The 12,305-nt window shown below is 71.1% G+C and carries 11 protein-coding genes; 4 read left to right on the forward strand and 7 right to left on the reverse strand.

The window, feature by feature from the left end; translation table 11 throughout:
- Nucleotides 1-84: 84 nt before the first annotated feature.
- The gene (locus ACGF2Y_RS11400) at nt 85-591 is read right to left on the reverse strand and encodes a MarR family winged helix-turn-helix transcriptional regulator (RefSeq protein WP_392945250.1); all 507 of its coding nucleotides are present in this window, start codon (nt 589-591) and stop codon (nt 85-87) included.
- Nucleotides 592-706: 115 nt separating this feature from the next.
- On the opposite strand from ACGF2Y_RS11400, the gene ACGF2Y_RS11405 reads away from it, so the two are divergent.
- A complete protein-coding gene (locus tag ACGF2Y_RS11405) occupies nt 707-2,530 on the forward strand; it encodes an ABC transporter ATP-binding protein (RefSeq protein ID WP_392945252.1) in 1,824 nt (607 codons plus the stop codon).
- Nucleotides 2,531-2,940: 410 nt separating this feature from the next.
- Nucleotides 2,941-3,801, forward strand: coding sequence for an endolytic transglycosylase MltG (gene mltG, locus ACGF2Y_RS11410; RefSeq protein WP_392945255.1), 861 nt, complete (start codon nt 2,941-2,943; stop codon nt 3,799-3,801).
- Between the two features lie 24 nt (nt 3,802-3,825).
- Here the strand turns inward: mltG and ACGF2Y_RS11415 are convergent, their stop codons facing one another.
- The 6 genes from ACGF2Y_RS11415 to aztB all read right to left on the reverse strand — a co-directional run bounded on the left by ACGF2Y_RS11415 (nt 3,826) and on the right by aztB (nt 9,905).
- Entirely contained in the window at nt 3,826-4,941 is a 1,116-nt protein-coding gene (locus ACGF2Y_RS11415) for an NAD(P)-binding domain-containing protein (RefSeq protein WP_392945257.1), read from the reverse strand.
- Nucleotides 4,942-5,109: 168 nt separating this feature from the next.
- A complete protein-coding gene (locus ACGF2Y_RS11420; RefSeq protein ID WP_392945260.1) occupies nt 5,110-5,412 on the reverse strand; it encodes a hypothetical protein in 303 nt (100 codons plus the stop codon).
- A 213-nt stretch (nt 5,413-5,625) separates the two neighbouring features.
- Nucleotides 5,626-6,819 (reverse strand): zinc metallochaperone AztD, encoded by a 1,194-nt coding sequence (gene aztD, locus ACGF2Y_RS11425; protein ID WP_392945262.1) that lies wholly within the window; start codon nt 6,817-6,819, stop codon nt 5,626-5,628.
- Between the two features lie 49 nt (nt 6,820-6,868).
- A complete protein-coding gene (gene aztC, locus ACGF2Y_RS11430) occupies nt 6,869-7,822 on the reverse strand; it encodes a zinc ABC transporter substrate-binding protein AztC (RefSeq protein ID WP_392945264.1) in 954 nt (317 codons plus the stop codon).
- Nucleotides 7,819-9,024: a hypothetical protein gene (locus ACGF2Y_RS11435; protein WP_392945266.1), complete on the reverse strand. Its 1,206-nt coding sequence runs from the start codon at nt 9,022-9,024 to the stop codon at nt 7,819-7,821. Before ACGF2Y_RS11435 ends, aztC begins: the two co-directional genes overlap by 4 nt.
- Nucleotides 9,021-9,905, reverse strand: coding sequence for a zinc ABC transporter permease AztB (gene aztB, locus ACGF2Y_RS11440; protein WP_392945268.1), 885 nt, complete (start codon nt 9,903-9,905; stop codon nt 9,021-9,023). Before aztB ends, ACGF2Y_RS11435 begins: the two co-directional genes overlap by 4 nt.
- A 63-nt stretch (nt 9,906-9,968) precedes the next feature.
- Between aztB and aztA the strand changes: the two genes are divergently transcribed.
- A complete protein-coding gene (gene aztA / locus ACGF2Y_RS11445) occupies nt 9,969-10,670 on the forward strand; it encodes a zinc ABC transporter ATP-binding protein AztA (RefSeq protein ID WP_392945271.1) in 702 nt (233 codons plus the stop codon).
- 301 nt (nt 10,671-10,971) lie between these two features.
- Nucleotides 10,972-12,138: a GTP-binding protein gene (locus ACGF2Y_RS11450; RefSeq protein WP_392945274.1), complete on the forward strand. Its 1,167-nt coding sequence runs from the start codon at nt 10,972-10,974 to the stop codon at nt 12,136-12,138.
- The last annotated feature ends 167 nt before the right edge of the window (nt 12,139-12,305 follow it).

A 12,305-nucleotide genomic window follows, 5' to 3' on the forward strand; every position in this document is an offset into this window, starting at 1 on the left:
CCTCTCGTCGGGGAGCGGGCCGTCGCCCGCCCGCCCGCCCGACCGCTCCCGGGCTGTGCGGTGGCGTACGGGATGGTGTCGTGCTCAGCAGCGGCGCTCCGGCATGCCGTCGACCAGAGCGGACAGCAGCTCGCCGAGCACCTCGCGCTGATCGGCGCTCAAGGGAGCCAGGATCTCCTCCGCCGCCGCCCGGCGCGCGCTGCGCAGGGACCGCAGCGTGGCACGCCCCTCGTCCGTGATCTCGATGCGGACCACCCGGCGGCTGTCGGGATCCGGGGCGCGGCGCACCCGGCCGCTCGCCTCCAGGGCGTCGACCAGCGTCGTCACGGCGCGCGGAACGACGTCCAGGCGGCGCGCGAGATCCGCCATCCGGGGGGCCGCGTCGTAACTCGCGACCGTCCGCAGCAGCCGGAACTGGGCCGGAGTGATGTCGATCGGCTCCAGCTGGCGGCTCTGGATGCGGTGCAGCCGCCGGGTCAGCCGCAGCAGCTGCTCCGCGAGCATGCCGTCGGCGTCGGGGGAGCCGGGCGGCCCGGAGGGACCGGGCGAACTGGGGGAGCCGAGTGAACCGGAGCAATCTGGGGCGTCCATACGGGAACAATATCAGGACCTTGTTCATTATGAGTATAGGTAACAATGAGCTAGGCTCTCCATGCTGCGAGGGTCGGGTCCGCCCGGCCGCGCCTCACGCCCGACGAAGGAGCCCATGAAGCCCGACGGACCCACCTGGACGCCCCCACCCGATCCCGATCCCGATGCCGCAGCCGACCGGCCGCCCGCCGAGGTGCGCCGCATTCTTCGTCTCTTCCACCCCTACCGCGGCCGCCTGGCCGTCGTCGGCCTGCTGGTCGGCGCCTCCTCCCTGGTCTCGGTCGCCTCTCCGTTCCTGCTGCGCGAGATCCTGGACACCGCCATCCCGCAGGGACGCACGGGCCTGCTGACCCTGCTGGCGCTCGGCATGATCCTCACCGCCGTGATGACCAGCATCTTCGGTGTGCTCCAGACCCTGATCTCGACCACGGTCGGTCAGCGCGTCATGCACGACCTGCGCACCGCCGTCTACGCCCAGCTCCAGCGGATGCCGCTCGCTTTCTTCACCCGCACCCGCACCGGCGAGGTCCAGTCCCGCATCGCCAACGACATCGGCGGCATGCAGGCGACGGTCACCTCCACCGCGACCTCCCTGGTCTCCAACCTCACGGCCGTCATCGCGACTGTCGTCGCCATGCTCGCCCTCGACTGGCGGCTCACCGTCGTCTCGCTGCTCCTCCTGCCGGTCTTCGTCGCGATCAGCCGCCGCGTCGGCCGGGAGCGCAAGAGGATCACCACCCAGCGCCAGAAGCAGATGGCCGCGATGGCCGCCACGGTCACCGAGTCCCTCTCGGTCAGCGGCATCCTCCTCGGCCGCACGATGGGCCGCTCCGACTCCCTCACCCGGGGCTTCGCCGAGGAGTCCGAGCGCCTGGTCGACCTCGAAGTGCGCTCCAACATGGCCGGCCGCTGGCGGATGTCCACGATCGGCATCGTGATGGCCGCCATGCCCGCCGTCATCTACTGGGCGGCCGGACTCACCCTCCAGTCCGGCGCCACCGCCGTCTCCCTCGGCACGCTGGTCGCCTTTGTCACGCTCCAGCAGGGGCTGTTCCGCCCGGCGGTCAGCCTCCTCTCCACCGGTGTGCAGATGCAGACCTCCCTCGCCCTCTTCCAGCGCATCTTCGAGTACCTCGACCTCACGGTGGACATCACCGAACCGGAGAAGCCCGTCCGCCTGGAGAAGATCCGCGGCGAGATCGCCTTCGAGGACGTCGACTTCAGCTACGACGAGAAGAGCGGGCCGACGCTGACCGGCATCGACGTGGCCGTCCCCGCAGGCGCCGGCCTCGCGGTCGTCGGATCCACCGGTTCCGGCAAGTCCACACTGAGCTACCTCGTGCCCCGGCTGTACGACGTCACCGGCGGCCGGGTCACGCTCGACGGGGTCGACGTCCGCGACCTGGACTTCGACACCCTCGCCCGAGCGGTCGGCGTCGTCTCCCAGGAGACCTACCTCTTCCACGCCTCGGTCGCCGACAACCTGCGCTTCGCCAAGCCGGAGGCCACCGACGAGGAGATCGAGGCCGCGGCCCGCGCCGCGCAGATCCACGACCACATCGCCTCCCTGCCCGACGGCTACGACACCCTCGTCGGTGAGCGCGGCTACCGCTTCTCGGGCGGCGAGAAGCAGCGTCTCGCCATCGCCCGGACCATCCTGCGCGACCCGCCGGTGCTGATCCTCGACGAGGCGACCAGCGCGCTCGACACCCGTACGGAACAGGCCGTGCAGGAAGCGATCGACGCCCTGTCCGCCGGACGCACCACGCTCACCATCGCGCACCGGCTCTCCACCGTCCGCGACGCGGACCAGATCGTCGTCCTGGCGGACGGCCGGGTCGCCGAGCGGGGTACGCACGAGGAACTGCTCGACCGCGACGGCCGCTACGCCGCCCTGATCCGCCGCGACTCCCACCAGGCCCGGGTGCCGGCCCCCTGACCGCCACCGGCCCGCTCCGCACACACGGCAGCGCCGCCGCTCCCGTGGGACGGGGAGCGACGCCGCCGGTTGGAGCAAGGGTCAGACGAGCCAACCCACGAAGTGGACGACGCCGGCAAGCAGGTTGGTCAGGAAGTTCATCCGGTCTTTCTCCTTGTACGTGGTGCATCTGCGGGACTGCGCAGTAGCGGTCTGCAGCCCGTCGACTGCGCTCTGCGATCATCGCTCCCCGGACGAGTGAACAGCAATGAATCCCCTGACGATCACACGTTCCAGCGAACACCCGATCCCGTGTTCGTGTGTTCAGGGATTCGCGTGTTCTGGTCGCCCGCTACGGCGTTCGTGTCGCCGGGGCCGACGCCGTGGCCGGGCTACCGGCGGCGGCTCACCCCCCGGGTTAACGTGCCCGCATGGTGAACGAGTCCCCGGACGCCCGATCCCGCCGCAGACTCCGCCCGACCCGCCGGGGAAAGATCGTCCTGGCCGTCGGCGCCCTGCTCGTCGCGTCGGCCGCCGTCCTGATCCCGCTGTCCCTGACCGGATCGGACGAACGGCAGAAAGAGGAGGAGAGCCCGCGGAGCACCCTGATGATCCCCGAGGGCCGACGCGCCTCACAGGTGTACGAGGCCGTCGACCGGGCGCTCGGTCTGGAGCCCGGCAGTACGCGGAAGGCCGCGTCGACGGTGGACCTGGCGCTGCCCGCCGAGGCCGCGGGCAACCCCGAGGGATACCTCTTCCCGGCCACGTATCCCGTCGACGCCGAGACCGGGCCCGCCGGACTGCTGCGCTACATGGCCGACACCGCCCGCACGCACTTCGGCGCGGACCACGTCACGGCAGGCGCCCGGCGCAACAACGTCTCCGTCTACGACACGATCACGATCGCCAGCATCGTCCAGGCCGAGGCCGACACCGCGTCCGACATGGGCAAGGTGGCCCGGGTCGTCTACAACCGGCTGCTCAAGGACATGCCGCTGCAGATGGACTCCACCATCAACTACGCCCTCAAACGATCCACCCTGGACACGACGACCGCCGACACCCAGCTGGACAGCCCGTACAACAGCTACCGGATCAAGGGACTGCCGCCGACGCCCATCGGCAACCCGGGGGAGGAGGCGCTGCGCGCGGCCGTCAGCCCCACGCCCGGACCCTGGCTGTACTTCGTCACGGTCGGCCCCGGCGACACCCGGTTCACCGAAAGCTACGACGAGCAGCAGAGGAACGTCGAGGAGTTCAACCGCAACCGCGCCTCCGCGGCCGCGAGCTGACCGCGTCCGCCGGCGGGCGCGCGTTCACGCCCCCGCGACGCGGGCGCCGACGGCCGCCCCGGACCCCCGGCCGGTCCGCTCGCCACCGGTCTCCTTCAGCAGCCGCACGACCGACCGGGCCGCCGCGCGGCCCGCGCGGTTGGCGCCGATGGTGCTGGCGGACGGGCCGTACCCGACGAGATGCACGCGCCCGTCGCGGACGGCACGGGTGTCCTCGGCCCGGATGCCGCCGCCCGGCTCGCGCAGTCTCAGCGGCGCCAGATGGTCCACGGCGGGCCGGAAGCCGGTCGCCCACAGGATCACATCGGCCTCGACGACACGGCCGTCGTCCCAGGCCGCGCCGCCCGGCGTGATCCGGTCGAACATCGGGAGCCGGTCCAGCACCCCGTCCTCCCGGGCCCGCCGTACCGCGTCGGTCATCGGCAGCCCGGTCACGCTGACCACGCTGCGCGGCGGCAGCCCGTTGCGTACCCGCTCCTCCACCATCGCCACGGCCGCCCGCCCCCACTCCTCGGTGAACGGCCCCTCGCGGAAGACCGGTTCGCTGCGGGTCACCCAGAAGGTGTCGGCCGCGTGCTCGGCGATCTCCATCAGATGCTGCGTACCGGACGCGCCGCCCCCGACCACGAGGACGCGCTGCCCCGCGAACTCCGTGGGCCCGGGGTAGTTCGCCGTGTGCAACTGCCGCCCCCGGAAGGTCTCCTGGCCCGGATAGCGCGGCCAGAACGGCCGGTCCCAGGTGCCGGTCGCGTTGACCAGGGCCCGTGTCGCGTACGTCCCCTGGGACGTCTCCACCAGCAGCCGCCCGCCGCTCCCCTCCCGTACGGCGCTCACCTCCACGGGTCGGTGGACCCGCAGGCCGAAGCGTTCCTCGTACGCGGCGAAATACGCGCCGATCACCTCCGACGAGGGCCGGTCGGGGTCGGCTCCGGTCAGCTCCATGCCCGGCAGCGCGTGCATCCCGTGGACCTTGCCGTACGTCAGCGAGGGCCAGCGGAACTGCCACGCCCCGCCCGGCCGGGGCGCGTGGTCCAGCACGACGAAGCCGGCGTCCGGCTCCAGCCCGGCACGGCGCAGGTGGAAGGCGGCGGACAGCCCCGCCTGCCCCGCGCCGATCACGACCACGTCCAGCTCACGCACCCCAGAAATGTTCACGCTTCTACCAACTGTCCGGGGTTCCGGGATCTTCCCGTACGGGGAAGGCACCAGGAACCCCGGCGCGCCGGGGCGGGGGGTCCGCTCCGGCGCCTGGTGAAGCGGCGGCTGCCGTCCGGTCCGCCGGCGTCGGCGGTTCTCCGGCGGAGTCGTTCAGTGGTCGTCCCAGTGGTCGTCGTGCTGGGCGTGCCGATGGCCGTCGTGGACGTAGTCGACGTGGTCCTCGTGCGGCACGGCGACATGGCCGCAGTCCACTCCGTGCCGGTGCTCGTGCCCGCTGTGCACCGAGTGCGACGGGCTCACGCACTCGTCCGCATGGCCCTCGTGCACGCGATGGAGGTGACCGTCGTGCACGTAGTCGATGTGGTCGTCGTGCGGGATCGCCACGTGGCCACATCCCGGGGCGTGCTCGTGCGTGTGCGCCGGGTGGGGGTGGTGTGCCGTGGTCGTGGACATCTCGCTGGCTCCTTCGCGGGTGGCGCGGGCCGGTCCGCCGAAGCGGGAGGGCGGACATATCCCGCATTTCTCGCAGTCTAAGTCCGCCCTGACGCTGCTGCCTCCGGGCGCGCCGCGCGAAAGCACCGCTCACGCCCGAGCGGGCAGTCGTGCGGAACGACGCGAGGAGCACGCCCCTCCACGGGACGTGCTCCTCGCGCGATGTGCTCGGCGTCAGTGCTGCTTGACGCCACTCAGCTCGTTGGGAGCCTTCGGCAGCTCGGTGGAGGCCAGCTGCTCGCCCGACTCGATGTCGATGGCCACCAGCTTCTTGGCCGACGGGCCGGAGACATAGGCCGTGTGGTCACGCACGAACAGCGTGGGGCGGGGCTGCTGCCAGTCCAGCGGCTCCTGCCACGTGTCGAGCACGGCGATCTTCTTGGTGACCTTGCCCGCGTCGGGGTCGATGACGTGGATACTGCCGTCGGTGCCCAGGACGAGCGCCTCACCGTGCGGACCGCGCGCCAGGGAGCGGAAGGAGTAGCTCGTGCCGATGTCGACGAGGCGCATCCGGCCCGTCCGGGTGTCGATGAGGGACACCTGCTCGGGGCGTTCCAGTTCGGCGTCCTTGTCCTTCTTGTAGTCACCGAGGACGACGGGCGACTCGTCGGAGCCGGCCTGGTTGCCGATCCGGCCGTACTCGGTGGGGCTCTTCAGCTTCTTGACGGCGCCGTCCTTGTAGAGCAGCACACCGTTCTCGCAGCCGATGACGACGGCCTCGTCCTGCGCGGTGGCCTCGCCGTGGACGCCGGGGCACTCCTCGCTGCGGGTGATCTCCTTGCGGTCCTTGTCGAGTACGGCGATGCCGACGCGCTTCTCCTCCGTACCGAGGGTGGTCACCAGGGTGCCGTCGGTGAGCTGGATGGCGACACCGTGGTGCGGGGCCGCGGAGGTGTACGTCTCGGCCTCCGGCTTCGTGTCGCCGAGGTCCTTCGGGTCGAGGACCGTGACCACTCCGGTGCCGTCGGTGAACAGGACGGTCTTGCCCGCGTGGCGTACGACGTGGCCCGGCTTGCCGCCTTCGAACTCGACATCGGTGAGCTTTCCTCCCGCCGCGTCCAGCACCTGAAATCCGGTGGCCGTCGAGACCATCATGTGGCGCTCGCTGCCTGCGGGATTGACTCGGTTGAACCCTTCCAGCGGTATGTCCTTCGCGAGCTTCAGGGTCGCTCCGTCCAGGACGTACAGACCTCCGTCGTACGTGGTGACGATCGGGTCGGCGATCCGGGCGGCCGGTGAACCGGGCTTCTTCTCCTTCGCCTTGGCGGCGGAGTCCTCGGTGCCGTTGCCGCAGGCGGTGAGGGCCAGGGACGCCACGATCAGTGCGGCGACGGCAGCGGTCGTCCGGGGGCGTGCTACATGCTTCATCAGGTTTCTTTCCCTTTTGGTCTGTCGCTCATGACCGGCGACAACGCGTTTATGCGGTGGTCAGTCCCGTGGTGATGGACCTGGTGTTGGCGCGCATCATTTCCAGATAGGTGGCCGCGCCTTTCCCCTCTGCGGTGAGGGACTCGGAGAACAGCGGCACGACATCGACGTCGACTTCGCTCTCACGTTTCAACACCTGGGCGAGGCGGTCGGGTTGGGAGGAGTCAACGAATATCGCCCGGACGCCGGCTGTCTCGATCGCGGTGGCGAGAGACGTGAGGTCGGAAGCGCTCGGCGATGCGAGGGTGGTGCCGCTCGGGATCACCGCGCCCACGATCCGGAACCCGAAGCGCTGGGCCAGATAGCCGAAGACGTGATGGTTGGTCACCAACTGCCGTTGCCCGTCCGGGATGCGGTGGAACTGCTCTTCCATCCACCCGGTGAGTTCGGTGATCCGCGCCCCGTAGGCGGACGCGTTCTCCGCGACCACGGACCTGTCGACGCCCTGAACGTGCTCGATGACGTGATCCGCGATGAGCCCGACGGCTGTGCGGACGCGTTCGGGGTCGGTCCAGAAGTGCGGGTCGGGTTCGTCGGCGGACTCGCCGGCCGTGTAGGTGATCGGATCGACGGCTTCCCCGACCGCCAGGGTGGAGACGCCGGACTCCTCGGCGGCCCGCACATGGCGCAGGATGTTCTCCTCCAGGCCGAGCCCGTTGTGGACGACCAGATCGGCCCGCTCGATGGACGCCGCCTGCGGGGCCGAGACGCCGAAGGAGTGCGGGTCGGCGTCGGCCCGCATCAGCACGGTCACCTCGGCCTCGTCGCCGACGATGTTCCGGGTGATGTCCCCGAGGATGTTCGTGGTGACGACCACGGAGGCGCGGTCCTCGTCCCTCCCCGCGCACCCGCTCGCTCCCACGAGCAGTACACCGGCCAGGGCGGCGAGAAGGAGACGGGCGAGGGCATGATGCCTGCGTGGAGCGGTGGGGCGGCTGCTCATCGGCCGGTCTCCACCATGAACGTCGGGGCTATGCCGAGCGAGAAGGTACGGGCGAGCCGAAGCCGGTCGGCGTAGTCGATCTCGTACACCTTGCGTGCCGCGGTGTCGTTGACGTACGCGCGGGTGGAGTCGACCTCGATGGTCGCGGACGCCTCGGCCTTCGCGAGGAGCTTCTTGCGGACGACCGCCTTCTTGGTGGTGATGTCGTAGGCGGTGAGGACGCCGTCCTCACCGAGCGCGAGCAGCGGCGAACCTTCCCCGGCGGTGTTGGCGGCCACGACCGGGCCGGTCTCGACGCGCGTCCAGGTGCGGTCGGTGACGTCCAGGACCCAGACGGCGTCGTCGCCGGAGAGGGCCGCGAGCGTGCTGCTGCCCGCCCGGTGGCGGAAGTCGAGGGCCCGCTCCGCTTCCCGCGTCGTCGAGCCGTACGGGATCTTCCCGGCTTCGAACGTGCCCTTGTCCTCGCTGACGAGCAGCGCGCCGTCAGCACATCCGAAGACCACGCCCCGGCGGGTGACCGCCTCGCCACGCGCCTGCGCGCACGGTTCCTTCAGCACGGTGACCTGTGCGCCGTCGCGGTCGCGGATCTCGATGCTGTCCTTGCCGGGCCCCGCCCCGGCGACCAGCAGATGCTCCCGGTAGGGGATGACCGCCCCGCTGCCCGTGGCCTTCAGCGTGCTGCCACCGGGAACGGCTCCGCTCTCGAGCTTCTTGCGGTCGAGGAGCCGGGTGCCGTCGCCCGAGGTGACCACGGTGACCGCCATGTCGCTGTGGATGTGGGCGACATCCGTACCCGGGATGGTCCCTGCGCTGCGGATCGCGGCGCGGTAGTAATGGACGTGATCGCCGTGGTCCACCGTCCAGGCGCCGCTGTCGATGACGTAGGTGCCGTCGGCCCCGCCCAGGTAGGCGAACCGGCCGTCGGCGCGCAGGTTCTTCGGACGGCCGCTGCCCTTGAGCGGCGTCACGTCCTCGGTGGTCAGGTCCAGCACCTCGACCTTCCCCGTGCCCGCTTCCGCCAGCACGAGCCGGGACTGCTGTTCCGCGGCTTCTTCGGCCCCCTCCACGTATCCGTGGGGCTGCGCCGATGCCGCCGAGGGGGCTTTGGCGTCGCTGCCGCTCTGGCAGCCGGCGAGCAGCGCGGAGCCGGCGAGGGCGACACAGGAGAGCGCCGTGGCGGTACGAGTTGTTCGGGGTCTCATGACAGGTGTCCGCTTTTCACGTGGGGGCGGTCAGGTGTGGCAGGGGCGGGGGGAGTGGAACGGGCCCACCGGTGGCGAAGGCCGGAGGCGGCCGTGGAGAGCATGAACTGGGCGACGGCCGTCGCCGCGATGCTCGCCCCGGCAGCCGTGTGGAAGTGCCACGAGATCAGCAGGCCGATGAACGTCGCGCTCGCTCCCAGTCCGGCGGCGCCGGCCATGATCACCGGGATACGCCGGGCCCAGGGCAGCACCGTCGCGGGCGGGGCGATCAGCAGGCCGAAGACCAGCAGCGTCCCCACCACGTGGAACGAAGCGACGATGGCCAGCGTGAGCAGGGCCAGCAGCGCCGCGTGCGCCAGCCGTGGCCGGAGCCCCAGCGTGTGCGCCTTGCGCTCGTCGAACGCCAGGGCGACGAAGGGACGGTAGCCCAGTACGGAGACCACCAGCGCGATGACCAGGGCGCCGCCGAGGTAGAGCAGGTCGGCCGAACGCACGGCGAGCACATCGCCGAAGAGGAAACCGGTCAGGTCGACCGCGAACGACTGCGAGCGCGACACGATGATGACACCGAGCGACAGCATGCCGACGAAGAGCAGGCCGATGCTCGTGTCCTGCGACAGGCGGGGCGACCGCCCGACGACGCTGACCCCGAGAGCCATGACGGCCGCGCTCACGGCGGCGCCGACGAGCAGATTGCCTCCGAGCAGCGAGGCGAGCGCGATGCCGGGAAGCATGCCGTGCGACATCGCGTCACCGAAGAACGCCATGCCGCGCAGCACGACCCACGTTCCGGCCAGGGCGCCGATCAGTGACACGAGTATGCCGCCCCACAGGGCCCGTTGGACAAAGGTCACCTCGAAGGGGCCCATCAACCATTCCATGGGGCGGGACACTACAATGAAAATGATTATCACTACAAAATCTGGCGGGAAGAGGTTCGGGGCATGCAGTGGCAGGTAAGGCTCGACGGGGTGGCGGCCGGGTATGCGAACCGGGTGGTCCTGGAGCGATTCACCGCGCACGTACCGGAGTTCACCACCACCGCGGTGGTCGGGCCGAACGGCTCGGGCAAGTCCACGCTGCTCGGGGTCGTCGCCGGAGTGATCCGGGCGACGGCGGGCCGGGTGGAGCACCGGACCGACGGACGGGTGGCGTACGTGGCCCAGCGGAGCAAGGCGTCCGATGTGCTGCCGATGACGGTGCGGGACGCCGTGGCGATGGGGAGGTGGGGCCGCCGCGGGCTGTGGCGACGGCTGTCGCGCCAGGACTGGGCGGTGGTGGAGGCGAGCATGGACCGGCTCGGCATCGGCTCCCTCGCTCACTGTCAACTGGGAGAGCTGTCCGGCGGGCAGCGCCAGCGCGCCCTCGTGGCTCAGGGGTTGGCGCAGGAGGCCGATCTGCTCCTGCTCGACGAGCCGACCGCCGGCCTCGACACGGCGGCGCAGCAGCTGATCGCCGATGTGCTGGCCGAGGTGACGCGGGATGGGGTGACGGTCGTGCAGGCGACGCATGACCTCGGGGTGGCCAGGTCGGCGGGGCATCTCCTGCTGCTCCGGGAGGGGCGGCTCCGGGCGGAGGGCGACCCCTGTGAGGTGCTGACCGACGACGCGATCGACGAGGTCTGGCAGCTGCCCCGGCGCGCGTGAGGCCTGGGTTCGGGCGGGTGGGCGGGTGCGGCCATGGCGGCTTATTGAAAATGATTACCATTGTGCTTAAGGTGGGTGTGGTCCCGGAGGCGCGGAGGGGAGCCGGCGACGGGGCTCCGGCCGCCCCCGACGCCGCAGGGTGACTCGAAACGGTCCGCGCACACGGCGGCACGAAACCGTACGGGTACCTCGCCCCCGTCGAGATCCGATCCGGGGCCCGACTCCGCCTGCCGGCCCGCGACACGAGATGCCCCGGAGGCCGGCGGCTCCCCGCCGCCCCACTTCGACGATCGGAACCCACGTGTCCAAGGCGCTGCTCAGCGTCGTCACCGGCAACACCCCCATGGTGCGGGGTAAAGCCGTCGACGGGCTCCTGAAGCTGTCGGCGACCGCGGTCGTCCCGGCTGTGTCGATCTGCGGCGAGAACGAGGGATACCCCTCGGTCCACCGTCTCCTCAGCGGCGCGGGCGCGCCCCTGGACACAGCCGTCTCGGGGGCCGTCACCGGGAGTCCGGCGGTCGTTCTCCGTCAGGACCTGCTGTCCCTGCGCCGGACCGTAGGGAGCGAGCACGTGATCCTCGCGCTTCCGGGCAGCCTGGACGTTCTGCCGTTCCTCGTGGAACTGTGGCGCGCCCGGACCGGTGCGACCTCCCTCGCGGACCACTACGCGGCGGCCCCGGCTCTGGTGGCCGTCGATCCGGTGACGTTCATGGCCGACATCGGTCGCGTACACCATGCCGTCCGGCTGTGGAACGGCTGGAACCGTACGGCTCCGCTCACGCGGGCCGAAGCGGCGGCCCGTCAGGTCGAGTCGGCCGACGTGCTCTACGTACCCGCGGGAGAAGGCGTCGGGGACCGGCACGGCTCAGGCGTGGGGTGCCTGGTCGAGCGGGTCAACGGCGGTGCTCTGCTGGTCGACTCGTGCTCCGACGGCCGTCATCTGATGCGTCCGCTGCCGGCGGACTTCGGTGAGGAGTGGCTGGGGCGACTGGATCCCCTGGTGATCCCGGGCAGCCCGCACCCCGCGGAGCACTCCGTGCGGTCCGTACGGTGGCGCTCGCGCCGGCCCGTCCACCCGCAGCGCCTGGCCGACGCGCTGGCGGTCGCCCTGAGAGGAGTCGTGCGCAGCCGGGGTCACCTGTGGCTCTGCGGCCGACCCGATTCCGTGATCACCTGGCGGTCCGCCGGCGCGCACCTGGAACTCCAGGAAGCGGACCGATGGCTTGAGCCGCAGGAGACGGGCGCCTGGCAAGCGGCCACACCCCAGCGGCGCACCCTCGCGTCGTGGTTCTGGCACGACTACTACGGCGAGAGGCGCAACGAGATCGTCTTCATCGGCGTGGGCCTCGACGAGCAGGCCATCCGGTGCGCCCTGGACGAAGCCCTGCTGACCGACCACGAGCTGGCGCAGGGCAGGGCGGCGTGGGCCGCGGTGCCGGACCCGCTGCTCGGAAGCGCCGCGGGCTGACGCGACTCCGTCGGGGAACCCGGGGACCCCCGACAGGGTCGAGCCGGCCCGCGCTTCGCCGTGCCCGCACAGGTGAACCCCGCCGACCGAGGCATCGGTTGACGGGGTTCACCTGTGCGGGCGTGAGGGCCGGACCGGACGATGCCGTGGCTGCGACCACCGCCCGG

This window comes from Streptomyces sp. NPDC048142 (assembly GCF_043202835.1).
Classification (GTDB): Bacteria; Actinomycetota; Actinomycetes; order Streptomycetales; family Streptomycetaceae; genus Streptomyces.